14 protein-coding genes are annotated in these 24,743 nt (G+C 72.8%); 7 read left to right on the forward strand and 7 right to left on the reverse strand.

Going from position 1 to position 24,743, the window contains the following annotated elements; all coding sequences use genetic code 11:
• Window positions 1-3: 3 nt before the first annotated feature.
• The 3 genes from ACZ4UU_RS29940 to ACZ4UU_RS29950 are packed head-to-tail and all read right to left on the reverse strand — an operon-like array spanning window position 4 to window position 15,634.
• Entirely contained in the window at window positions 4-1,116 is a 1,113-nt protein-coding gene (locus ACZ4UU_RS29940; RefSeq protein ID WP_471906483.1) for a saccharopine dehydrogenase NADP-binding domain-containing protein, read from the reverse strand.
• Entirely contained in the window at window positions 1,113-6,500 is a 5,388-nt protein-coding gene (locus ACZ4UU_RS29945) for a non-ribosomal peptide synthetase (RefSeq protein WP_471906484.1), read from the reverse strand. Before ACZ4UU_RS29945 ends, ACZ4UU_RS29940 begins: the two co-directional genes overlap by 4 nt.
• Entirely contained in the window at window positions 6,497-15,634 is a 9,138-nt protein-coding gene (locus ACZ4UU_RS29950) for a non-ribosomal peptide synthetase (RefSeq protein WP_471906485.1), read from the reverse strand. Before ACZ4UU_RS29950 ends, ACZ4UU_RS29945 begins: the two co-directional genes overlap by 4 nt.
• 67 nt (window positions 15,635-15,701) lie before the next feature.
• On the opposite strand from ACZ4UU_RS29950, the gene ACZ4UU_RS29955 reads away from it, so the two are divergent.
• Genes ACZ4UU_RS29955 through ACZ4UU_RS29965 form a run of 3 tightly spaced genes read left to right on the forward strand, consistent with a single transcriptional unit; the run spans window position 15,702 to window position 19,563 of the window.
• A complete protein-coding gene (locus ACZ4UU_RS29955) occupies window positions 15,702-17,408 on the forward strand; it encodes a (2,3-dihydroxybenzoyl)adenylate synthase (protein WP_471906486.1) in 1,707 nt (568 codons plus the stop codon).
• Window positions 17,405-18,850: a salicylate synthase gene (locus ACZ4UU_RS29960; protein ID WP_471906487.1), complete on the forward strand. Its 1,446-nt coding sequence runs from the start codon at window positions 17,405-17,407 to the stop codon at window positions 18,848-18,850. Before ACZ4UU_RS29955 ends, ACZ4UU_RS29960 begins: the two co-directional genes overlap by 4 nt.
• On the forward strand, window positions 18,847-19,563 hold the full coding sequence (locus ACZ4UU_RS29965; protein ID WP_471906488.1) for an alpha/beta fold hydrolase: 717 nt from the start codon (window positions 18,847-18,849) through the stop codon (window positions 19,561-19,563). Before ACZ4UU_RS29960 ends, ACZ4UU_RS29965 begins: the two co-directional genes overlap by 4 nt.
• Window positions 19,564-20,053: 490 nt before the next feature.
• On the opposite strand, the gene ACZ4UU_RS29970 is transcribed toward ACZ4UU_RS29965, so the two are convergent.
• Together ACZ4UU_RS29970 and ACZ4UU_RS29975 are read right to left on the reverse strand one after the other, a co-directional pair.
• Window positions 20,054-20,476, reverse strand: a complete 423-nt coding sequence (locus tag ACZ4UU_RS29970; protein ID WP_471906489.1) for a hypothetical protein — start codon at window positions 20,474-20,476, stop codon at window positions 20,054-20,056.
• Between the two features lie 281 nt (window positions 20,477-20,757).
• The gene (locus ACZ4UU_RS29975) at window positions 20,758-21,063 is read right to left on the reverse strand and encodes a hypothetical protein (protein ID WP_471906490.1); all 306 of its coding nucleotides are present in this window, start codon (window positions 21,061-21,063) and stop codon (window positions 20,758-20,760) included.
• 421 nt (window positions 21,064-21,484) lie between these two features.
• Between ACZ4UU_RS29975 and ACZ4UU_RS29980 the strand changes: the two genes are divergently transcribed.
• The 3 genes from ACZ4UU_RS29980 (at window position 21,485) to ACZ4UU_RS29990 (ending at window position 23,249) form a co-directional block, all read left to right on the forward strand.
• On the forward strand, window positions 21,485-22,018 hold the full coding sequence (locus ACZ4UU_RS29980) for a P-loop NTPase family protein (RefSeq protein WP_471906520.1): 534 nt from the start codon (window positions 21,485-21,487) through the stop codon (window positions 22,016-22,018).
• Window positions 22,019-22,341: 323 nt separating this feature from the next.
• Window positions 22,342-22,557 (forward strand): hypothetical protein, encoded by a 216-nt coding sequence (locus ACZ4UU_RS29985; protein WP_471906491.1) that lies wholly within the window; start codon window positions 22,342-22,344, stop codon window positions 22,555-22,557.
• Complete coding sequence (locus ACZ4UU_RS29990) at window positions 22,554-23,249, forward strand: restriction endonuclease (protein WP_471906492.1); 696 nt, start codon at window positions 22,554-22,556, stop codon at window positions 23,247-23,249. The genes ACZ4UU_RS29985 and ACZ4UU_RS29990 overlap by 4 nt, the downstream gene beginning before the upstream one ends.
• Window positions 23,250-23,365: 116 nt before the next feature.
• Here the strand turns inward: ACZ4UU_RS29990 and ACZ4UU_RS29995 are convergent, their stop codons facing one another.
• Window positions 23,366-23,989 (reverse strand): hypothetical protein, encoded by a 624-nt coding sequence (locus ACZ4UU_RS29995; protein WP_471906493.1) that lies wholly within the window; start codon window positions 23,987-23,989, stop codon window positions 23,366-23,368.
• A gap of 174 nt (window positions 23,990-24,163) precedes the next feature.
• On the opposite strand from ACZ4UU_RS29995, the gene ACZ4UU_RS30000 reads away from it, so the two are divergent.
• Window positions 24,164-24,304 (forward strand): hypothetical protein, encoded by a 141-nt coding sequence (locus tag ACZ4UU_RS30000; RefSeq protein WP_471906494.1) that lies wholly within the window; start codon window positions 24,164-24,166, stop codon window positions 24,302-24,304.
• Window positions 24,305-24,338: 34 nt separating this feature from the next.
• Here ACZ4UU_RS30000 and ACZ4UU_RS30005 read toward each other — a convergent pair whose 3' ends face one another.
• Window positions 24,339-24,728 carry a hypothetical protein gene (locus tag ACZ4UU_RS30005; RefSeq protein ID WP_471906495.1) on the reverse strand — a complete coding sequence of 130 codons (390 nt, stop codon included), beginning with the start codon at window positions 24,726-24,728 and terminating at the stop codon, window positions 24,339-24,341.
• Window positions 24,729-24,743 lie beyond the last annotated feature (15 nt).

Here is a 24,743-nt window from a genome sequence, read left to right on the forward strand (position 1 = left end):
GAGTCAAAGGATTCCTTCTTCCAGGGGGAGTTCGGCGAGCGGCCCGTCCAGCAGCCGCAGCGCGGTCACGGCCGGGGTCTCGGCGATACGACGGGCCAGGCGCCCAGGGTCGGGGAGTTCTGCGAAGTGCCGCCGCCCGGGCGGGAGTTCACCGTTCAGCACCGCCAGTGCCGCGTGGGCGGCGGTGGTTCCGGTGAGGGCCGAGGAGCCGTTGCCGGTGAGGACGAGCGCGCGCCCGTCCAGCTCGCAGGTCACGGCCTGGTACGGCGCACGGCCCGCGAGATCGGTGAGCGTGGCACGCGACAGCTCGTCCGCCGCCCCGTCCACAAACCGGCCGTCCGGCGACAGCCCCGCGCGATAGCGGTCGAGAACCGCGCGGGTGTGCTCGCCGCCGAACACCGTGTACCAGCGAACCTCGCCGAGCCCGTATCGACGGGCGACGGCCACGGCCTCCTCGGTCAGGTACGGGATCGCCGTCACGGCCCCGGGGAAGTACGGCAGCCGCGCGTCACGCTCCACCGCGAGCGCCCCCGGCACCCGTCGCTCGTCGCGCCAGACGGCCGTCACCTCGCCACCGGGGCGGGCGAGCCGGTCCATGAAGTCCCGGGCGGCGGCGAGCGGGAAGTGGGGGAGCCCGCCGACGCGCACGGTGAGGACCCCGCCCCTGGCCTGACTGCTGTCGGCCAGCAACCCGGGCAGCATCCCGGCCAGCCCCGGCATCAGCCCCGCGCCGATCACCGCCGTCCGCCACCGCAACAGCCGCTCGCACGGCGGTGATCCGGACAGTTCGGCCGTGTCGTTGACATCGACGAGATCCGCGCCCGCCGTGAGGGCCGCGGCCGCCACCCGGTGGCCCACGGCACGGACCGGCCCGGTGGCGTTGACGACGACACGGCACTCGGCGCAGAACGCGGCGAGGGCCCGCTCGTCGGTCACGTCCACCGGATCCGGCCACAGCCCGGCCTCCACGGGCAGGGGCAGGCCGGGCCGACGGCGCACCGCCGCCCGCACCGGCCCCACCCCGAGGCGCAGCAACTCGTCCAGCACGGCCCGGCCCACCGCCCCGGCCGCCCCGACCACGCCCACCGCGACCGGCGCGGTACGGCCTCGGTTCACGGGGTGCCTCCGGCAGCCGATGCCACGTCATCGACATGCGGCGCGCGCAGGCAGCTGAAGTGGTCGCCGTCGACGTCGACCACCGTCAGCTCACCGAGGCACACCTCACGCCACAACTCGTCCGCCTCCTGCCCGAAGCCCGCGAGGAACCGGAGCCGGCCACGCGGCTGTACGAGGGTGATGTCGCCCGCGTACGGCTGGGTGCTGTGCAGCGACGCGGCGGCGAAGGCGTGCCGGAACACCCGGTACAGACCCGGTACATGGGCAGCGTCGCCGTCCCCGCCCAGGGTGCGGGCGATCGCCGCGAGCCGCTCCGTCTGAGGCACCTCGGACAGGGCGCGCATGCGGCGGGCCACCGCCTCCAGGCGCGGCTCACCGCACAGAGCGGCGAAGGCGCCGGACGGCACCCGCCCGGGGGTGGCGTCGAGGACTGCCCGCAGCGCCGCCCCCAGCTCCTCCTCGTCGTCCGGATAACCGGCCGCCGCCGGGTCCGCGCCGAGCACCCGGGCGAAGGCGTGCTCGATCAGCGGCTCGTCCTCGCACACGAAGGCGGGCGGGCTGCTGCTGACCACCGTCAGCCGCTCGACGTGCGCCCCGCCCTCGGTGAGCTGCCGGGCGATCTCGGTGGCGAGCTGCCCGCCCAGGCAGTACCCGGTGAGCCGGAACCGGTCGGCACCGGTCGCGGTCAACCGCCGTACGTGCTCGGCCGCGAGTCGCTCCACGAACTCCTCCGCCGGGATCTCGGTGCATGCCTCGACGTCGCCGACGGCCAGGCCGACGAGCGGCCCGTACGCGGTGAGCCGGGCCGAGAGGTCCCGATAGGGGGCCATGGTGCCGATGCCCTCGTGCACCAGCACGTGCAGCACTCCGCCCTCCGGTGCGTCGCCGAGGGGCAGCAGCGCGCTCGCCTCGCGCTTGCCTGCCTCGGCGTCGTCCGTGCCGCGCAGATGGCGGGCCAGATCGGCGACCGTCGGGCGGTTGAGGAGCTCCCGCAGCAGGGTGTCGAACTGCTGGTCCGCCGCCTGCGGCATCTCCTCGATCAGCCGTGCCGACAGCTGGGCGAGCAGCAGCGAGTCCGCGCCCAGGTCGAACAGGCTGCGGTCGCGCGGGACGGCGGTCACCCCGAGTGCCACGGCGGCCACCGAGGCGAGCCGTTCCTCCAACTCGTCGGCGGGCTCGGCGGTTTCCGCCACGGCGACGGTGTGCTGCTCCTCGGCCGTGACGGCGGCCCGGGCCGAGAGGGCCTTGCGGTCGACCTTGCCGTTGGACGTGAGGGGGAGCGCGTCGAGGACGTGCAGCGCGGCGGGCAGCATGTAGACCGGCAGCCGCGCCGCGAGGAGGTCGAGGGCGTCCGCGGGATCCACCAGGGCCCTGTCGGTCTTGAACCGTACGGCGAAGACGTGCTGGCCCAGCGGCTCCAGCGGGTGGCCCTGCTCGGGCAGGCAGAGCGTGTTCTCGCCGCCTGCCTCGGCGAACAGGCGCAGCCACTGCTCGCGGGTGACGAAGGTGGCGTCCGTGCCGTCCGCGCGCCGCAGGTCCTCGGCCCCGGTCATCATGAACGCCTGCGAGATCAGGATCTCGTAGTGCTCCCGCGTCGGCTCGGTGACCAGCAGCAGCCCGCCGGGCACGAGCAGCGAGCGCAGCGCGGTGAGCGCGGCCGCCGTGTCCCGGGCGTTGTTCAGCACGCCCGCGCACACCACCGCGTCGAACGAGTTCGCCACCAGCCCCTGCTCGGCCGGGTCACGGTCCACGTCGTACAGCCCGTACCGCAGCCTCGGATCGTCCCCGAACCGCTCGCGCGCCTTGTCCAGGAAGAACGGGCTCACGTCGGTGAACAGCCACTCCACCTCCCGCCCGTCCAGCGCGGCGAGCGCCCCGGTCGTGCTCGCCCCGGTTCCGGCACCCACCTCCAGCACCCGCAGTGGCCTTCCGGGCGTCCGCTTCTCGGCCGCCGTGCGCAGGGCTTCGGCGACGACCCGGTTGAGGTAGGCGGACATGACGTTCTCGCGGTAGGCCGCGTCGGCGGTCTCCATCCGGGCGCCGGGGAAGAGCAGGTCGACGGCGGCGACCCGGTCGTCCATCAGCGCGCCCAACTGGTCCGCGTTGGCGCGGAGATAGTCCAGCAGGTCGCGCGGGCCCAGCTCGTCGCTCCATACGGCGGCGATCCGGTCCCATGCGTCGGCGGCCGACGGCGGCTCGACGCCCAGTCGGTACTTGCCGGCATCCAGCGCCAGGACACCGTCCGCGTGCAGCACGCGCAGCCAGCGCCGGATCAGGCGGTGGTGGCGCGGTACGGCGGCCGCCTGGGCCACCTCGTCCGCGGTGTGGGCGGCCTCGGGCTCCGCGAACAGGCCGCGGGCGCGCAGCGCGTCGAGCATGGACGCCAGCGACGCCTCGTCCAGCAGCCGCGAGAAGTCGGCGATCCGCTCCGGCTCGGCCACCTCGAACGCGTCGGCCGCCTCCCGGGCCCGCCGCGCGAGGACACCACCCGCACCGGCGACCGGGGCCACCCGTGCCGGTTCCGCGAAGGCGACCAGCCGGCGTTGCAGCGGATCGTCGCCGACGGCGAGCACGGCCGCCCCGCCGACGGCCGGATGCCCCGCCAACGCGGCTTCGATCTCCGCGAGTTCGATGCGATGGCCCCGGATCTTGACCTGCCCGTCCTCACGCCCCAGGAACTCGATGTCCCCGCTGGGCAGCCACCGGCCCAGGTCACCGGTCCGGTAGAGCCGCCCCCCGGTGACGGGATGGGTGACGAACCGCCGTGCGGTCGTCTCCGGGTCCCCGTGGTAGCCGAGCGCCAGGCCGCTGCCGCCGATGCACAGCTCGCCCGGCACCCAGTCCGGCCGGGGCCGCAGCGCTTCGTCCAGGACGTGGAAGGTCTGGTTGGCGAGCGGCCTGCCGTAGAGGATGCTCGGCCGGTCCGGATCCACGGGCTGCTCGATCGGGTGGTGGATGGACCAGATCGCCGCCTCCGTCGCCCCGCCCAGGCTGATCAGCCGCAGCCCCGGCAGCAGTTCCCGCATCCGGTCCGGCAGACGTACGGGGATCCAGTCGCCGGACAGCAGGCCGAGCCGCAGCCCGGACAGCCCCGCCACGGCGGCTTGACCGGTGCCGGAGGCCAGGTAGTCGTACAGCATCTGGAGCTGTGCGGGCACCGAGTTCCACAGGGTCACCCGGTGGCGGGCCGCGAGGTCGGCCCAGTGCGACGGGTCGCCGCGGCGCTCGGCGTCCGGGAGGACGACCGCGCCGCCGTGCGCGAGCGGACCGAACAGGTCGTAGACGGACAGGTCGAAGCCCAGCTGGGCGAGGCCGAGGACCCGGTCGCCGGGGCCCACGCCGAACCGCTCGTCGATATCGGCGACCGTGTTGAGCGCTGCCCGGTGGGAGACCACCACCCCCTTGGGCTCACCGGTCGAGCCGGAGGTGTAGATGATGTACGCGGCCTGGCCGGGGTCCACCGGTCGCGACTGCGCGGCCTCCGACGGCTCAAGCGTGTCGACGGCGATCGCCGGCACCTCGTACGAGTCGTCCAGGCCCGCCTGGGTGAGTACGGCGACCGCCCCGCTGGAGGCCAGGACCTTCGCCCGGCGCGCGGGCGGGTGGACGGTGTCCACCGGCACGTACACGCACCCCGCGTCCAGCGCGCCGAGCACGGCCGGGACTTGCTCCCAGCCCTTGTCCATCACGATCGCCACCCGGTCGCCCGGCGCGACCCCGGCCTCCCGCAGCCGCGCGGCCACCGCCCGGGCGTACCCGGCGAGTTCGGTGTAGGTGAGGGTGCGGTCGGGTGCGATGACCGCCGGGCGGTCGGCGTGCGTGGCGGCTGCGGCGAACACGCGCTCGTGCAGCAGCCCTTCCGGCAACGGCCGCCCGGTGGCGTTGACCTCCGCGTGCCGGGCCGCCCGCGCCTCGGGCAGCCGCACCGGGTCGGTGCTGTCCCACAGCGCGTCCGAGACGGCCAACTCCCGTACGAGAGACGCGAACGCGCCGAACGCGTCATCGGCCAGCCCCTCCGGCAGCGCACCCTCCCGCACGTCCCAGCCCAGCAGGATCTCCCCGCCCGACTCCATCACCTGGCAGTCGATCCACACCTGCGGCGTCTGCGTCACGCCGTACACGACCTTGCCGGGACCCGTGGCCGGCACCTCGGTGCCCTGAAGGGTGCTGGTGAACACGACCGGCATCAGCGCCTGCCGGTCCGAGCGGCGGGCCACCTCGCGCAGCACCTCCACGCCCGAGTACAACCCGTGGTCCAGGTCCTCGAAGAGCCGCCCGCCGAGCACGCGGGCCCGGTCCACGAACCCCTTCGCGGCATCGGGCTCGACGGCCAGCAGCGTCACGGACGTGAAGTCGCCCACGACCCGGCCGATGTCCGGGTGCACGGGGCGCTTGGCGAACACCGGCAGGTTGAGCGTGAAGCGCGGCTTGGCGCTCCACCGGCCGATCACCTCGGCGTAGGCGGCGAGCAGCACGGTGGACACGGTCAGGTCGCGCCCGGCGGCCCGCCTCCGCAGCGCCGCCGACTCCTCGCCGGTCAGCCGGTCGGCCAGCCGCCGGAACCGCACGCCCGACCCCGACTCCTCATTGAGTACGGGGAGTTCGGGCGCGGGCGGCAGATCATCCAACCGGTCCAGCCAGTAGGCGCGGTCGCGGGTCCAGCGGGCGCTGTCGCGCAGCCGTCGCTCGGCGAGTACGTGATCGCGGAAGGACACCGGCACGGGTTCCAGGGCCCGGTCGGGCGCGAGGCACAGCTGCTCCAGTTCGCCCAGCAGTTGCTGCACCCCGGAGAAGTCGGTGACCAGCAGGTCGACCGACAGGTGCACGAGCAGCCGCTCGGGGGAGTGCGTCAGCCGCACGTCGAACAACGGCCAGGCAGCCGGGTCGTACGTCCGCTGGGCCAGCTCCCCGCGGATCCGCTCCGCCTGCTCGGCGCCCGCCACGGGGATGTCGTAAGGCGGCAGGTCCTTGAGCACCTGCTGCCCGTCCGGGTGGTACACCGTGCGCAGCGCGTCGTGCCGCTCGACGAGCGCCCGCCACGCACCGGCGGCCCGTTCGGGGGCGACGTCGCCCGGCAGTTCGTACTCCAGGTAGGCGTGGCAGCCGATCCGACCGTACGAGAAGGCGTCCGTGCGGCCCAGCAGGTAAGAGGACTGCACCTGCGTCAGCGGGAACGGCAGGTGCCGGCCGTCCGGGTCGGGTACCAGGCTCTCGGCGAACGGGTCCCGCAGATACGCGAGTACGGCGTCCCGGTCGGTGCGCAGCCGCTCGCGCAGTTCCTCGGTGAGGGCGCCCTGCGGCGCCCGGAAGCGGATGCGGCCGTCCTCCTCCCACAACTCGACTCCGGCGGCTGCCAGTTCCGATACCAGCTCGGCGGCGCTCACAGCTCCCCCTCTTCCCAGTTCTGATCGGTGGTGCGGTCGGTGACGTGATCGACGGCGGCGGCGAGCGCCGCCACGGTCGGGGCGGCGAAGAACTCCCGTAGCGGGACCTCCACGCCGGTGCGTTCGCGCAGTCGCGCGATGAGGCGGGTGGCGAGCAGGCTGTCCCCGCCGGCCGCGAAGAAGCCCTGCTCGCGGCCCGCGAGCGGGGCGTCGGGCAGCAGCTGTGACCAGAGCGCGGCGACGAGTTCCTCGGTGGCGCCGCGCGGCGGCCCGCCCCCGTCGGCTTCTGCCTCGGCGGTCGTCGGCACAGGAGCGGCGGACTGCTCTCCCGCCTTCAGACCCGTGGTGAGGATCAGCGCGTTCCATTCGTCGGCCGTGGACAGCTCCTCCAACAGCGCGAGTTGTCGGGCCATCAGCGATTCGGGCAGTTCGTGCGGCAGCAACCCGGTCACCGCGTCCCAGGTGAGCCGGAGCCCCTCGGCGTCCTCCAGCACCTGGTGGTCGAGCCAGACCTGCGGGGTCTGGGAGACCGACCAGTGCGGCGGGGTCAGCAGCCGGGCCCGCTCGTCGTCGATGCCCAGCGCACTGGTGAACACCACCGGCATGGCCGCCCGGTCGGGCCCGCGCTGCTGGGCGAGCCGGCGCATCACCCACACCGCCGACACCGCCCGGTGGTCGAGGTCGGTCCACAGCCGGGCCTGCAGGCCCCGCAGCCGTGCTAGCCAGGATTCGCCCGCCGCCGGGTGGTGGGCGGCCAGGAGCAGCGAGGTGAAGTCACCGGCGATCCGGTTGATGTCCGGGTGGATCTCCCGCCGGTCGAAGAGGGTGAGGTTGATGGTGAGTTCAGGACTTTCGGTGTGCTCGCCGAGCGCTTCGGCGTAGACCGCGAGCAGCAGCACGGAGGGCGTGATGCCGTAGGCCCGGGCCCGGTCCTTGAGCCGTTCCCACCGCTCGTACGGCAGATGCGTGGCGCGACGCTCGAAGCGCGGGCGGCCGACCGCCGACGGTTCGCGCAGCAGCGGCAGCCGGGGCGCCGGGGGCAGCGAGGGGAGCCGGTCACGCCAGTACTCCTGGTCGGCCGCCAGTGTGCCGTCCGGTGGCCGGGCGGAGGCGAGGTAGTCCCGGAACGTCGCGTCCATCGACGGGAGTTCGGCGTCCGGGTCCTCCCGCAGTTGCCGCAGCTCGGTGAAGACGATCATCATGCTGAGGCCGTCGAGGACCAGGTTGTCCAGGCTCACCCCGATCCGGGTCCGGCGCTCGCCGTCGGGCGCGGTGTAGTGCACGGCCCGTACGTCGAACAGCGGCCAGCGGGCCGGGTCGAGGACCTGGTGGGACATCTCCTCGCGCAGTGCGGCGAGGTGCTCCTCGCCGTCCCGGACCGGGATGGTGAACTCGGGTACGTCGGCCAGGACTCGCTGCCGCCCGTCCTCGTCGAAGACGGCCCGCAGCATCGGATGGCGGGCGATGAGCCGCCGCCAGGCCCTTTCCAGCCCGGCGATGTCGGCGTACTCCTCGTCGGTCTCGCTGTAGTAGTGCGAGCCGACCCCGCCGAGGTCGAGCTGCGCGGTGCGCCCGATCCAGTACGCGCGCTGCACGTCGGTCGCCTCGAACGGCTCGTACGCATGCTCCGGATCGCTCACCAGGGCCTGCGTGACGGGCCTCTCGGCGCCCAGGGTCAGGGTGGCGGCGTAGTCCTTGAGCACCGGGTGGGTGAACAGCGCCGCGATGCGGGCGCCGCGCACCCCGGCCTCGCGCAGCCGGGCCACGAGGCGCGTGGCGAGCAGGCTGTCGCCACCGAGGGCGAAGAACTCGTCGTCCCTCCCGACCTGTTCGGCCCCGAGCAGCTCCCGCCAGGCGGCGGCGACCAGCTCCTCGACCGGGCCGGCCGGCTGCCGGGTCCCGCCGGACGTCACGCCGAGACCGGCCGCGTGCTCGGCGAGCGCGGCGCGGTCCACCTTGCCGTTGGCGGTCAGCGGCAGCCCGTCCGGCAGCGGGATGAGCGCGGACGGCACGGCGTGCGCGGGCAGGTGGTCGGGGAGACGGCGCTCGACCGCCGCGAGGTCCAACGGTCCCTCGGGAACCACGAACGCGGTCAGCCGCTGCTGCCCCCGCGGCCCGGTCGCGACGGTGATCGCGCGGGCGATTCCCGACTGAGCGAGCAGCGCCGCGTCGACCTCGCCGAGCTCGGTGCGATGGCCCCGGATCTTCAGCTGGTGGTCGCGGCGCCCCAGGAATTCCAGCAGCCCGTCGGGCCGGTAGCGGCCGAGGTCGCCGGTGCGGTACCAGCGGTCCCCGCCGTCGGTCACGAACCGGTCGGCGGTGCGCTCGGGATCGCCCCGGTATCCGGTGGCCACCCCGGCTCCGCCGATCCACAGCTCGCCCGGCACCCAGTCCGGGCAGTCCTCGCCCAGCGGACCCACGACCCGGAACCGCTGTCCGCGCAGCGGCGTCCCGTACGGCACCGACGGCCAGCCCGCCGGCGCGCCGGCGGTGGCGTCGTACGCGTTGGACCAGATGGCGGCCTCGGTGGCACCGCCCATCGCGATGAGCCGGCAGTCACTGTGCGAGGCTAGGCGCGCGTGCAGGTCCAGCGGCACCCAGTCGCCCGAGACCATGGCGAGCCTGAGCGTGGGCGGTGTCTGCCCCGCCGACGCGGTGAGCAGCATGTCCAGCAGCATCGGTACGGAGTTCCAGACGGTGACGCCGTGCCGTGCGGCGAGGTCGCGCCACCGCTGGGCGTCCCTGCGCTCCTCCTCGGTGACCAGGACGAGCGCGCCGCCCGCGCCGAGCAGCCCGAAGATGTCGTACACGGACAGGTCGAAGTCGAGCGCGGAGACCGCCAGGACCCGGTCGCCGGGGCCGATGCCGTGCCGCTCGTTGATGTCCTCGACGGTGTTGGCCGCGGCCCGGTGGGTGAGTTCGACGCCCTTGGGCTCACCGGTGGACCCGGATGTGAAGATCACATACGCGCAGGAGCCGGGGTCGGTGGCCACGGGCTTCTCCAGGGGTGCGGGCAGCGGCTCGGCGAGGAACTCCGCGTCGAGTACGCACCGGGCCCCCGATGCCCTGAGCATCCGCTCGCGCCGCACCGGCGGCTGGTCGGCGCCGACCGGGACGTACGCGGCACCGGCCGCGAGCACCCCGAGTACGGCGACGACCTGTTCCGGTCCCTTGGGCAGCGATACGGCGACCGTGTCGCCAGGTTCGACGCCGCGCTCGGCCAGAGCGGCGGCGATGCGCAGCGAGCGGTCGCGCAGCTCGCCCCGCGACATCGCGCCGTCGTCGCCCCAGAGCAGGGCGGGGGAGTCGGGTTCGGTGGCGGCCCGCTCGAAGAACGGCAGGTGCAGGGCGCGTTCGCCGCCGGGCTTCCCCGTGGCGTTGACCCGCTCGCGGACCGCGCGCTGAGCGTCGGGCAGCAGGGCGGGCCGGGGCGTCTGCCAGTCGGCGTCGCACAGGTGGAGCAGCAGCTCGTCGAAGGCGGCCGACATCGTCTCCACCAGGGCCTCGGGGAACAGCTCCCGCACGGCGTCCCACTGGTGACGCAGCGCTCCGTCCCGGCCCTCGTACACCTGGAGGTCGAGCCAGACCTGCGGGGTCTGGCTGACCCCCCACACGCGCGGCGGGAAACCGTCGGGCGCGTCCATGGACACGCCGTCGTCGACACCGAGCGCGCTGGTGAACACCACCGGCACGGCGGCCTCGGACTCGCCACGGGCCCGGGCCAGTTCGCGCATCACCCACACCGCGGAGACCGAGCGGTGGTCGAGGTCGCGCCACAGCTGTTCCTGCAACGCACGAACCCGGGTCAGCCAGTCCTCGCCGGCGCGCGGACGGTGGGCGGCGAGCAGCAGCGAGGTGAAGTCGCCGAGGACCCGGTTGATGTCCGGGTGGATCTCCTGGCGGTCGAACAGGGTGAGGTTGACGGTGAGTTCGGGGCTCTCGCTCCAGGTGCCGAGCACCTCCGCGTAGGCCGCGAGCAGCAGGGTGGAGGGAGTGACGCCGTGCTCGCGGGCACGCTCCTTCAGACGCCGCCAGCGGTCGGTGGTCAGCTGCCCCGAGGTGCGCGTGAAGCGGGGGCGGCCCAGCGTGGCCGGGTCGCGCAGCAGCGGCAGCCGGGGCGCGGGCGGCAGCTCGGGCAGCCGGTCGCGCCAGTACGCCTGGTCGGCGGCGACCGTCTCGGGCGCGGGGCGGACGGAGGCGAGGTAGTCGCGGAACGTCGGCTCCACGGACGGTAGTTCGGCGTCCGGATCGGCGTACAGCACGCCCAGCTCGGTGAAGACGGTCATCATGCTGAGGCCGTCGAGGACGATGTTGTCGAGGCTCACACCGATGCGGGTCCGGCCCTCCCCGTACCGCACGGCCCGTACGTCGAAGAGCGGCCAGCGGGCTGGGTCGAGGACCTGGTGGGACATCTCCTCGCGCAGAGTGGCGAGGTGCTCCTCGCCGTCCCGGACCGGGATGGTGAACTCGGGTACGTCGGCCAGGACGCGCTGCCGTCCGTGCTCGTCGAAAACGGCACGCAGCATCGGATGCCGTACGACGAGCCTGCGCCAGGCCGCCTCCAGCCGCGGCAGGTCCACGCCGGTGCCGTCGAACTCCGAGTAGTAGTGCGCCCCCACCCCGCCGAGCCGCATCTCCTCGGACCGGCCCAGCCAGTAGGCGCGCTGCACATCGGTCGCCGGGAACGGCTCGTGCGCGTGCTCCGGGTCCGGCACGAGGGCGGGCGCGGCAGGACCGCCCGCGTCCTGGGTGAGCGTGGCGGCGTAGTCCTTCAGCACCGGGCTCGTGAACAGGTCGGCGATCCGGGCACCTTTCACCCCGCGCTCGCCGAGCCGGTGCAGCATCCGTGTGGCCAGCAGGCTGTCGCCGCCGAGCGCGAAGAAGTCGCCCTCGCGGTGCACGCTCCGGGCGCCGAGCAGGTCCCGCCACACCTCGGCGACCAGTTCCTCCACGCCGGGCCGGGGCGGTGTGCCCTGCCCTGCGCGGTTCCGCGCCGACGACACGTGCCGGGCGAGGAGTTCGCGCACCGCGCGCCGGTCGACCTTGCCGTTCGCGGTGAGCGGCATGACCGGCAGCAGGACCAGCCGGTCGGGGACCATGTAGGACGGCACCTGGCCGACGGCGAAGGCACGTACGCCGTCGGTGTCGCACGGCCGACCGTCCGGATCACGGACCGCGCGGATCAGGAGTGCGGGCTCCTGGTCACGTACGGACGTGTCCACCTCGCTGAACCCATGGCCGTGCAGCAACTGCTCCCAGGCCGACGGCGGCAGCAGTGGGCTGCCGGCCGCGCGGCGGGCCGGGTCCGCGTCGGCGAACCCCCGCGTGGGCAGGGCGGCACAGATCAGCCCCAGCGGTGGCAGACCGCCCTGCTCCACCGCGAGCAGGACGCCACCCGGAGCCAGCAGGGCAGCCGCCTGAGCGACCCCGGCGGCCGGGGCGTCGAAGGTGTGCAGGGCGCCGACGGCGAGGACGGCGTCGAACGCGCCGGGCAGTCCCTCGGGGAGCGCACCGTCCGGCAGCGACTGGTACCTCACGTCGTGCGGCAGGTCGGCCAGCCGGTCGCGAGCCCGCTCCAGAAGCCCGGCAGAGGTGTCCAGAAGCGTGAACTGTACGGACCCTGCGGGCAGTTGCTCTGCCACGCGCCGTACACCCAGCCCACCTCGCGCCCCGACGACCGCGACCCGCAGCACACCCCGGCCGGGCTCCGCCGCAAGGGCGCTCAATGTCTGAGCGCAGTCCGCCGCCGCCTGCGCGGTGGCGGGCAGCGCGTCGAGCGCCACCTCCGGGGCGAGAACCGGGTCGTCGAGTAGCTCCAGCGGGTCGCGTTCACCGGTGAGCATGGCGCGCAGGTCCGGCAGCCGCTCGGTAAGCCGGGCGAGCACCGCTTCGAGACGGGTTCCGGCGACGCGCTCGGCCAGGCGCTCCGCGTCCGCCGGTGCCGGGTGGCGGCTGAGCCAGTCCCGCCACAGGTGAACCAGCCCGCGCATGGACTCGGCGGGAACCCTCCGGTCTTCGAGGACCCGGCCGAGAACGTGCGCGACGACATCGGCTTCCAGCGGATCCGGCCGTGCGGCCACGACCTGGGGCCTGATCCCGTCACTCAGGCTCGACTCCTTGCCGAGCGCGGGCGCGTACGCCGCCACCAGCGCCCGCGAGGCTCCGTCCGCGTCGCCGACGACCGCCGCCACCGCCCGCCCCACACCCGGCGCCCGCTCGAGTGCCGCCTCCACCTCGCCCAGCTCGACCCGGTGGCCGCGCAGCTTCACCTGGGAGTCGGCCCGGCCGAGGAACTCGACGGTGCCGCCGGGCCGGTAGCGGGCGAGATCGCCCGTGCGGTACCAGCGCAGCCCGTCGTGCCGCACGAACCGGTCGGCGGTGCGCCCGGGATCGCCGAGGTAGCCGTCGGCCACCCCGGCCCCGCCGATCCACAACTCGCCCGGCACCCAGTCGGGACAGTCCCGGCCCCGGGCGTCGACGACCCGGCACCGGACGTTGCCGAGAGGCGTCCCGTACGGCACCGCCGTCCAGTCCTCGGGAACGTCGGCGCCGGTCACCTCGCACACCGTGGAGTGGATCGCCGTCTCCGTCGTACCGCCCAGCGCCACGAACCGGCAGTCGGGCGCACGTTCCGCCAGCCGGCCGGGCAGGTCGACGCCCACCCAGTCTCCGCCGAGCAGCACCAGCCGCAGCGCCCCGAGGCCGACTCCGGCGGTGCTGAGCAGCATGTCCAGCACGGACGGCACGCAGTTGAGGACGGTGACCTCGTGCCGGGCCATCAGCGCGTGCCAGCGTCCCGCGTCCCGCCGGTCCTCCTCCCGCACGAGCACGACCGCGCCTCCGGCGGACAGCGGCCCGAACAGGTCGTACACCGACAGGTCGAAGTCGAGCGCGGACAGTGCGAGCGTCCGGTCGCCGTCACCCACGCCGAAGCGCTCGTCGAGGTCGTCGACCGTGTTGCGCGCCGCGCGGTGCGGTACGACGACGCCCTTCGGCTCGCCCGTGGAGCCGGAGGTGAACAGGATGTACGCCGGGTCGTCCTCCGGCACCGCGACGGGCTCCTTGACGGGCTCGTGCGCCAGGGCGTCCGCCACGGTCAGCGGTACGACGCCCTCGGGCAGCGGGGAGCCGGGGGACGCGCCGACGAAGGCCACCCGGGTCCCCGCCCGGCTCAGCACACGATCCCGTCGCGCCGGCGGATGGTCGCGCCCGACCGGCACATAGGCGGCGCCCGCCGTCAGCACGCCGAGCACCGCGGCGATCTGGTCGGCCCCCTTGGGCAGGCAGACGGCGACGCGGTCGCCGGGTCCGACGGCATGCGCGGCGAGCGCGGCGGCGATCCGCCGGGCCCGGTCGGCGAGTTCGCCGTAGGTGAGGCAGCCGTCCGTGTCGTCCGTGCCCCACAGCAGCGCGGGCCGGTCCGGAGTGCGCTCGGCGCGGCTCAGGAAGCCCTCGTGGAGCAGCAGCCCGGTGCGCGGCCCGTCCGTGGCGTTGGCACGCGCGCGTGCGTCCCGCTGGTCCTCGGGCAGCAGGTCCGGCACGGGCGCACCCCAGGGAGCGTCGGATGAGGCGAGGGAGTCCACCAGCGTGCGGTAGGCGGCGAACATCGCGTCCAGCATTCCCTCAGGAAACGCCTGCTCCAGCGCGTCCCAGTTCACGAGCAGGCCGCCGTCGAGCTCGGTGACCTGGGCGTCCAGCCACACCTGCGGTCCTTGCGAGATGATCCACACCGGCCGCCCGAAGCAGGCGCGCACGTCCTCTGAGAAGAGCTCGCCCAGGTTGAGGGCGCTGGTGAAGACGACGGGCGCGAGGACCCGTCCGCCGCCGGGCCGGGCGCGGTTCAGGTCGCGGAGCACCTCGACACCCGAGTAGGAGGCGTGGGCGGCATCGTCGAGAAAGCGCTCCTGCAGGGCGCGGGCGCGGCGCTCGAAGGCGTCCTGGCCGGCCATGTCGGCGGTGAGCAGCACGGACCCGGTGAAGTCGCCCACGAGCAGGGGTACGTCGGGATGCAGCGACTCGCGGTCGAACAGCGGCACGTTCAGCAGGAAGCGGTGCTCGGAGCTCCACGCGGCGAGCACCTCGGCGTAGGTGGCGGCCAGCGCCATCGCGGGGGTGACGCCGTGCCGGTGGGCGCGGGCGAACAGGGCGTCACGCGCCTCGGGCGGCAGCCAGTGGTGGCGGCGGGTGACACGGGGCCGGACCGGACCCTGGGCCATGGGCAGCGCGGGCGCGCCCGGCAGGTCCGGCAGCCGGGCGGCCCACCAGGCCGCGTCCCGCGCGCGATCGCGTTCCCGCTCCTTGGAGGCGGCACGGTCGGCGAGGTAGCGGCGGTAGCTGTAGGCGATGGGCGGGAGTTGTTCCGTACCGCGGTAGAGGGTCGCCAGGTCGGCGAGCAGGACGCGCAGGCTGAGCGCGTCGGCGGCGAGCATGTCGAGGTTGAGGTGGGTACGCGTCCGGCCGCCCGGCAGCAGCGACAGCTGTACGTCGAAGACCTCGCCCGCGCCGACCCGCAGCATGCGGTGCGACAGATCGTCCCGCAGCTGTCCCAGGCGGCGGTCCACCTCGTCCTCGGGCAGCTCGCGCAGGTCGTGCACGCGAAGCCCTGGCCAGGCCGAGGTGGCCGGAGTGTGCTGGCGGCCGTCGTCGCCGAACACGGCGCGCAGCTGGGCGTGCCGGGCGAGCAGGGCGCGTACGGCGCGCTCCAGGCGCTGCGGGTCGACACCCTCGCCGTCGAACTCGTTGTAGAAGTGCGCCGCCACACCGCCGAGTTCGTGCTCCGCGCCGCGGCCCACCCAGTAGGCGTGCTGCATCAGGGCGAGGTCGAAGGGCAAGGTCTCGTCGTCGGCCGAGGCGCGCTCGGACCGTTCCTCGGACGGTTCCTGAGTCCGGCTGCCGGGGCCCGGACTTCGCTCGGCCAGCAGTTCCTCCCACGCGTGCAGCGTGGGTGTGCGGGCGAGTTCCGCGAAGGTCAGCCGTATGCCGGCGCGGCGCAGTGCCGCGGACACCGTCATCAGGCGGATGGAGTCCAGTCCCTGCTCAATGAGGTTGTCGTCGGGGCCGACCCGCTCGGCGTCGGGGCCGAGCCAGTCAGCGATCAGAGGGCGGACCGTCCGCAGAAGATCGGGTTCTGACACTGCGTCACCAGCCTCGATGCGATCGATGTGTGATCCGTTGTTGAAAATGATATTCATTTACTACAGTATGAAGAACGGGATCGACAAGCCCCTGCCGAGCAGGACACGACCAGAGGGGGACCACGTGCTGGACGGCTGTACGCCCTGGCCCGAGGAGTTCGCCGAGCGCTACCGGGAGGCCGGGTACTGGCGAGGTGAGACGTTCGACCAACTACTGCGGGCCTGGACCCGCGCCGACCCGCACCGCCCCGCTCTCGTGCAGGGTGAACGGCGGTTGAACCGGGCGGAGTTGGAACGGTCGGCGGACCGTGCCGCGCGTCGGCTGGCCGGACTCGGCATCCGGGCGGGGGACCGCGTGGTCCTCCAGCTCCCGAACGTGCCCGAGTTCTTCACCGGCTTCTTCGGCCTCCAGCGACTCGGCGCGATCCCCGTCCTCGCCCTGCCACTGCACCGCCGCAGCGAGATCGTCCACCTGTGCCGGCTGTCCGGGGCCGTGGCGTATGTCGTCCCGGACGTCCATCAGGGCTTCGACCACCGTGAGCTGGCCGCCGATGTCGTCAAGGAGTGCCCGGACCTGCGGCACGTCCTGGTGGCCGGCGACCCGGGCGCCCACCTCCCGCTCGACGGCCCCGGAATCGCGGGGGAGTTGCCACCCACCCCATCCGACGCCTCCGAGGTGGCGCTGCTCCTGGTCTCCGGCGGCACCACCGGCCTGCCCAAGCTGATCCCGCGCACCCACGACGACTACGCGTACAACGTGCGGGCCAGTGCCGAGCTGTGCCGCTTCGGCCCCGACACGGTGTACCTCGCCGCGCTGCCCGTCGCCCACAACTTCGCGCTCGGCTGTCCCGGAGTGCTTGGCGCCCTGCACGCGGGCGGCACCGCCGTACTCACCGACGAGCCCGACCCGGACGCGGCCTTCGCCCTCATCGAGCGTGAGCGTGTCACAGCGACCGCGCTCGTGCCGCCGACCGCCCGGATGTGGGCGGCGGCCACGGAGTGGGAAGAGGCGGACCTGTCCTCGCTACGGCTGCTCCAGGTCGGCGGCGCCCGCCTGCTGCCCGAGCACGCCGTCCAGGTGCGGGGCGCCTTCGGCCCCGTCCTGCAGCAGGTGTTCGGCATGGCGGAGGGCCTGCTGAACTACACCGAACCGGACGCGCCGGAAGACGTCGTCCTGCACACGCAGGGCCGTCCGCTGTCCCCCGACGACGAACTGCGCATCGTCGACGAGAACGACCGCGACGTCCCGCCCGGCACGACCGGACGGCTCCTCACCCGCGGCCCCTACACCCTGCGCGGCTACTACCGGGCCGACGAGCACAACGCCACCGCGTTCACCGCCGACGGCCACTACCGCACCGGCGACCTCGTACGGCGCACCCCCAGGGGCCACCTCGTCGTCGAGGGCCGGGTGAAGGAACAGATCAACCGGGGCGGCGACAAGGTGGCCGCCGCCGAGGTCGAGGTGCAACTCGCCCACCATCCGGCGGTCCTGGACGTGGCCGTCGTACCCGTCCCGGACGACCTGCTCGGTGAGCGCACCTGCGCTTTCGTCGCCCCCAGGCCCGGGGCCACCGCGCCCGATCGGAACGAGGCGGCGGCCTTCCTCCGCGAACGCGGGCTGGCCCCGTACAAGATCCCCGACCGGATCGAGCCCCTCGACGCCCTCCCGGTGACGGCCGTCGGCAAGACCGACAAGAAGGCGCTGACGGCGCTGGCCCGCGATCTCGCGGCCGTGGGCGCGCGGCGCGAGGAAGGGAACCCCCGTTCATGACCGGCACGACCGACCGCAGACGGACCGCCAGGACTTCGCCCTCGTCCCACACCTCCGACGCCGCCTGGGACTCGTGGGCCGATGGTCTCCCCGCACCGGGCCCCGCGCACACCGCCCAGGCACCCGAGGACCCTGCTGAGGCGGCCGTCCGCCTCGCCCGCTCCGGTCTCGGCGGCGAGTACGTCGTCTACGAACGCGCCGGTGTCTGGCACTACGCCGCCGGCCCCGCGGCCACCGTCACCCTGGACGCCGAGGCCGTCACCGCGCGCTGCGGCAACCGGTCCGTGACCCGGCCCCTCGGCGCGGCGACTCTGGAGCAGGTCGCCGACGCCCTGGCCCGACTGCCGCACCGGGACTGGCGGGTGTACGGCTGGGCGGCCTTCGAACTGGCCCACCTGCTGCACCCGGACACCGGCGACGTGGGCCGTGACCCGCTGTTCCACCTCATGCTGCCGACCACCGAGGTCGCCCTGACGCCGGGAACGGCACGCATACGGACCACGGACCCGGAGCACATACCCCTCGTCGCCAAGGCCCTGGCCGGCCCCACGGGAGCGGACGGCGAGGTCCTCACCGACGTGGAGGAACTGCTGGCCTCCGGGTCGGAGCCGTACCAGCACGCCGTCGCGCGCACGGTGGACGACATCCGGGCAGGGCTCCTCCAGAAGGCCGTACTGTCCCGCCCGTTGCCGCTGCCCGCGCACACGCCCGCCCCCGACCTGACCGCCACCTACCTGGCGGGCCGTCGCGCCAACACCCCCGCCCGGTCCTTCCTGTTGGACCTGGGCGGCTGGCGAGCGGCCGGCTTCAGCCCCGAGACCGTCGTGGAGGTCGAGGCAGGCACCCGTCGCGTCTCCACCCAGCCGCTCGCCGGCACCCGCGCCCTCGGCCCGAGCCCCGAAGAGACCGCGCGGCTGCGGGCCGACCTGCTCGCCGACCCCAAGGAGATCCACGAACACGCCCTCTCCGTGCGCCGCGCCGTCGAAGAACTGACCGGTATCTCCGGCCAAGGCACGGTCTCGGTCGAGGAGTTCATGACGGTCCGGGAACGCGGCTCGGTGCAGCATCTCGCCTCGCGCGCCGCCGGACGCCTCGCCGATGACCGGGGCCCTTGGGACGCCTTCGCGGCGCTGTTCCCCGCGATCACCGCCACCGGCTGCCCCAAACCGGAGGCACTGCGCGCCATCGGCCGATACGAGAGCGAACCCCGAGGGCTGTATGCCGGAGCCGTGTTCACCGCCGATGCCGACGGCTTGCTCGACGCGGCACTCGTCCTGCGCACCGTCTTCCAGCGCGACAGCCGCAGCTGGCTACGGGCCGGGGCCGGAGTCATGGGACAGTCGACACCGGAACGCGAGTGGGAGGAGACCTGCGAGAAGCTCCGCAGCGTGGCCCCGCACCTGCGCCACAGCCCCGGCACGGCACCCGCGGAGCCGCGATGAGCGATCAGCAGCCCGCGGCCCTGGTCCTGGTCCACGGCGGCTGGCTCACCGGCACCTGCTGGGAGCCCGTCCTGCCCCACCTGTCCGTCACGTGTCTCACCCCCGACCTCCCGGGCCGGGCCGGCCGACCCGCGGATCTCACCACCCTGACCGTCGGCGACCTGGCACGAGCGGTGGCGGACGACATCGACGCGGCCGGACTCGACCAGGTCGTCCTGGTCGGCCACTCACTCGCGGGCGTCGTCATCCCCCAGGTCGCCGCGCTGCTCCCGCACCGGATCCGCCGCTTGGTGTTCCTGGCAGCCACCGTGCCACGCGAGGGCACCTGCGCCCTCGACGGCTTCCCGTTCCTGGTCCGCGCCGTGATGCGAAGACGGCTGCGCCACGGTCTGTCACCACGCCCGGCACGGGCGCCGGCCCGCTGGAGCTACTGCCGCGACCTGCCGCCCGACACGGCGGAGCACGTGGTGTCCCACCTGGTCGACGACGCGGCGGGCCCGCTTCTCGAACCCGTGTCGCGCACCGGCCTGCCGCCCGTCCAACGCACATACATCCGTCTGCGCCGCGACAGAGCGCTCCCCCTCGCCGCCCAGCAGCGTCAGATCACCCACCTCGGGGACACAGACGTCACAGACCTGGACTGCGGCCACCTGGCGATGTACGAGCAGCCTGCCGGGCTCGCGGCCGTCCTCGAGGATCTGGCTTCGCGTTGACGGCGGGTGGCTTTCATCGTCGCTTCAGGCCGGTTCGACCGCCGCCGGGTGGCCCCTGCGCTGTGTACAGTCCAGTTTGGACACCGCTCCGGTCGTGCAGGGTGCCAGCGGCACCGGTGAGGCGTTCGAGAACGAAGGTCCACGCCCCGCAGAGTGACCCGATCTTCATTTCTGCCGACCCCGTCGTGCGCTTCGGCTGGAAGGGACGGGGGATTTGTTCGGTGAGCCGGGGGCCACCAGTTGCGTGAGTCGGTCGCGGGCGGCGGTGATGTGATTGATCCTCCGAGGAGGTCGGCGCCCAGCTCGCCGCTCTTGCCGCCGGCGGCCTCTGATCGCGCAGCTTGCCCTCGGGTGCTGTTGTGCTCGGCCGGGATCAGGTTCGGGGTGTTGCGTGAAGCCCTGAACTGGCTCTGCGGCGCAGGGCCGTGTCTTCTCCAGCCGACGAAGGGGCGGCGGGCTCCCGCCCGGCGCCCCTTGTCTGCGCTCGGAGTCAGGCAGTGAACTTGTACCACCCCGAGCAGTAGTCGGACCCGCCGTCCACCTGCACGCAGCCCCTGATGTTGTAGACCGTCCCTTCGGGAAGGTTCGTGTTGCGGCTCGTGCGGTCGCCCGGGTTCAGACCGCCCTCGATCTCTTCCCCCCAGTCGGGGACTCCGTCCTTGTCGTACTGGATGTAGATGCGGTTGCCAGGGCTCTTCTGGCGGTAGGTGTGGAACCAGTCGCCCTTGTGCTTGAACTGCACGTAGCCCGCGTAGTCCTTGTAGCCGTTGGACGTGTCGTAGACCTCGACCGTCTCGTTGCTGCCCATCGCGACCGGCCCGTCGCCGGGCGCAGCAGCAGCCGGCATCGCCAGCACGCACGCCGCACCTAGCGCCGCCAGCGGCGTCGCAGCAGCCTTGAAGATCCTGCGCATGATGGAACTCCTCCTCCGTTAGGAAGCTGTGTCGGGTCCTGACATGACAAGGTGACGAGCCTTCTGTGCAGTGGACTCGTTTACCTCCCGCGATCACCGTAGGAAGCCAGGAAGCGGATGCCCATGTGTTTCGGACCTGGCCGAAACACAGCCGAGTCCCCACTGGTGAGGTTCCCTCTGTGAGCAGCCGTGTCGGGGCCTGACACGACAAGGTGACGCCTCCGTCCACGCGGAGGGCTGCCCATCAGCGGGGGCGGAGCGCTCCGCTGCCGCTTCGCCCGCTACCACGGGCGGTATCCCTTCGCGGGCAGCGAAGACGGGCACGCACCGTCGGCTCTGCCGTCCACGAGGATGACCAGCGTGACCGACGTACGGGCGCGGCTCGCGAGGCTGACCTGTACGTGGACCGCACGAGTGCAGGGCATGGAGGCTTTGCCGTGGTGGGGCATGCGGCGGCAGTCTTTGTCCTCCGTCGTCCTGAGACCGCGTAGCCGCCGGTCCCAGTGCACCTGCACCATGATGGCCGCCGCCTGCGCGGTGGCCGTTACAGCCGTGACAAGTCCGGCCCAGTCCAAGGACGACGTCATGTGAGTGGTCTCCGTCGGGGTTCAGTGGCGCGTAGGTGGCGCCTTCACCTACTCGACGGCCGACCCCTCCCCGTTCCCCCCCCGAAGAACGGAAACCTTCGAAACTGCCCGCAGCGACACCAAGCCTGACCGGCCTTGTGCAACCACGGGCTGAGCAGCTTGCCTCCCGGCCCACGTCGGACATGATGCGAGCCGGAATCGGTTCGCCCTGAGGAGCGTGTTGGGCAATACCGTTCCGGACGCCGTGGTGACGGCGAGCCGACTTGCCCCCGGCCCTGGCTCTTGGCGACGTCGTCCTTCTGGCCCGCCGACGAGGTCAGACCTCGTTCACGAGTTGCCTCCCTCGGCCTAGCGTCCCCGCCGCCGCGACTCTGGAACGCCACAGGTGCTGTCCCCGGCCGTCGGTAACGTGGCTGCCGTGATGGTGGGTACCGAAGGAACCCGGCTGGTCGTGCTGCGCGGCAACAGCGCCTCGGGGAAGTCGTCCGTCGCGGCTGGCCTGCGTGATCGGTTCGGCCGCGGCCTGGCCCTGGTCGGCCAGGACAACCTCCGCCGCATCGTGCTCCGCGAACGGGACCGGCCGGGAGCGGCGAACATCGGCCTGATCGACCTGACGGCCCGCTACGCCCTGGACGCCGGGTTCCACGTCGTGGTCGAAGGCATCCTCTATGCCGACCGCTACGGCGACATGCTCGCCCAGCTGCGCGCCGACCACCGGGGCCCGACCCACAGCTACTACCTGGATGTCCCGTTCGGCGAAACCCTCGCCCGGCATGCCACCAAGCCGATCGCCGACGACGTCAACGAGTCGCAGCTGCGCGACTGGTACCGGCCGCGCGATCTGCTGCCCGGCGGCACCGAGACCGTCATAGGCGCCGACAGCACCCTTGAGGAGACGGTCGACCGCATCCTGCTCGACACCGGCCTGGCCCACCTGCCCGCCGTGGACCGCTGACCGAGGCACCCAGACACCAGCCGTCCACTCGGCCACCTGGCCGGTCGACTCCCTCAACACCGAGGGCAGACAGGGGAGTTGAAGCAGGGGCGAAGGCCACGGAGTGCTGCCCGGTTGTCAGTGGTGGATGCAAGCATGGTCTGTCGCACGGGGATCAACTACGAGGGGGAGGCAGCAGGTTGCCCTGGATTGAGGAGTACGAGCGTGCCGACGGGACTTGGGTGCGAGCTCACTACCGCTGGGCGGCGGGAGCGCGCCGGGAGATGGCCGTCTTAGCCGTGGTCGCGTTAGCCGTGGTCGGGATAGGCAACGGTGGGGTGCAAGTGGGCACCACCGACGGCACGGCGCCGCGGCCGCAATCAACAGTGCAGTACCCCATCCGGTTCGAGCAGACGACGACCCGGGAGGGAGACGGCGCGCAGCCGCGGCCGACGGTCTCCTACCCGATCAAGTTCGACACACCCAAGACGGCGCCGGCCGTTCCCCGGCCGACGGTGTCGTACCCGATCGACTTCTCCACGATGGGCAGCGGCCGGTGAGCCGGCGGCCCACGAGGCGGCGCCCGCGTCGCAGGAGCAGGCGCCGGCAGCAGCGGGACGTGCAGCTCGCCGTCCTCCTGGTCGTCACCGTGGCGGCCGTTTCCCTGGTCGTGATGGTGGTCAACTGGCTGCTCACCCACTGGTGGGTGCTGCTCGTCGCCGCCCTCCTTGCCGTCCTGGCCGCTGCGGGGTGGTGGCAGCAGCGGGCGCAGCGTGGGAAGTGGGAACAGGTTCAGGCGCGTGCCCTGCGGTACGGGCTGGGGCAGCTGGATGCGCTGACGCACCGGGAGTTCGAGCACGCGGTGCGGGACCTGATGCGCCGCGACGGCTGCACAGACGCCGTCCAGGTCGGCGGGCAGGGTGACCTGGGAGCGGACGTGAAGGCCACCGATCCGCTGGGACGCCGCTGGGTGCTCCAGTGCAAGCACCGCAAGAACGGAGAGCGAGGCGCGGCCGTGGGCACACCGGACCTCCAGATCCTCAACGGAACGGGACGGCCGGTCCACAAGGGGGACGTCGTGGTCCTGGTGACCAACGGCCGGATCACCCAGCCCGGCCGCACCTTCGCCAGACAGCAGCGGCTGCACCTCGTCGACCGCAAGGTCCTGGCGGAGTGGGCCACGGGCTCGAGACCGTTGTGGGAACTGCTGCGCGCCCTGCCGCCACCGCGCAAGCCGTCGGCGCTCTCCTGATCACAGCGGGTACGTCGCGGGGTCCAGCGGGCTGTCGGCCCGAGGGGCCCCGCAGGTGTATGGAGCTCCTCACGTTCAGGATGGTTCACTCTGAACTAAGGCGAACACCACTGGACTTAACCGCCAGCTAGCCGCTTCAACTCAAGTAGGTGAGCTGTGTCGAGGCGCAACACCTTGCCGATGCCAACGAGGGTCGTCGCGGATGGCACCGGCCTGTCCACGGCGAAGGCCTCATGCACAGTGGTCCGTCCCAGACCGGCGCGCACTGCAAGCTGAGTCTTGCTCAGCTGAGACTCTGCCAGCGCATCAGACAACAGGATCCGCAGCTGCCTCGACGCTTCTTTGTCAGGTACCCGAACGCGCTGTGGATGCTGAACTGCAGGCGTGACCTCAACCGCTACAGCCTTCGAGGGAATCCCGCTCCGCATGGCGGCCAGCTGTTCGTCGACTTCGCGCCGCAGCTTCTGCCACTCAGGGATGCCCTTCTCTCCCTGCGGGTGCCAGGCGGACACCATCGCGCACAACGTGTTCATCGATGCCAATCGAGTCCCGTTGAGCGCGGCATAGATCGCCGTCCTGCTCGTTCCCCACTTGCCGGTGGCCACCTTGTCGATGCTGATCTCCCGAGCTGCTTGACTACCTCCTGCTCGGGCGATGGCCCCCTCCTGCAGTTCGCATAGCTGCACGGCGAACCGGCCCAGCGGGTGTGAACGGTCGATGATGCGCCGCCTATTCGGCACGGCTCCCCCTCAACGAACAGCAGGTCAAATCCCGGGAAGTCCCACTTGGTTCCGCTTGGTTCCTGACACTGAACAGTCTGATGCGCAGCGTGCTGACATTGAAGCGGCCCGCCGGAAGGCGTCCAACCAATACCGACGGGCCACTCAGGATCCAGCCCATGAGAGGGGACCCACATGGCCAACGCTACGCGCCCGCCAACCACGGAGGCCAGGACCAGCATCAGCCTGCAGCTCGTCGGGCAGGCCGTCCGTGGAATCTTCGCCGGCGCTTCCCGCGCCGTCGCCGAGCGGCTGATCAAGCTGTTCTCGGAGTAGACAACATCCCTCACGCCACGCGAGACCGCAGTCATCACCGGGCTACGGTGCGGTCCTGGGGAATCCGGACGCCCCGGTACCCCGGGCCGAGGCCGCGTCGGCGGGGCCGGCTGACAGGGGTGGGCGCGGGCAGGGCCTGGTCCTGGTCATCCTCGGCGGCCCCGTCGTCGCGAGGCGGTAGACCGAAGACCTCGCGCAGATGACCGAGGTTGTGGGTGATGACGAACATGCAGTTGGCGGCCTCCGGGCGGATGGCCCCCAGGGCGGCCGCGGTGGTCTCCAGGGCCTCGATGGCGTCCTCGACGGCCTCCGCGCTCCATCGGACCGGGTCGATGCTGGCGGCGTCGTGCAATTCGCACGCTGCCTCGGCCAGGGCCTCGGCTCGCTCGGCAACGCCCCAGGCCGCAGTGGGCAAGTGCTCCATGAGCTGATCAACGAG

Source organism: Streptomyces sp. NPDC028907, from assembly GCF_055564995.1.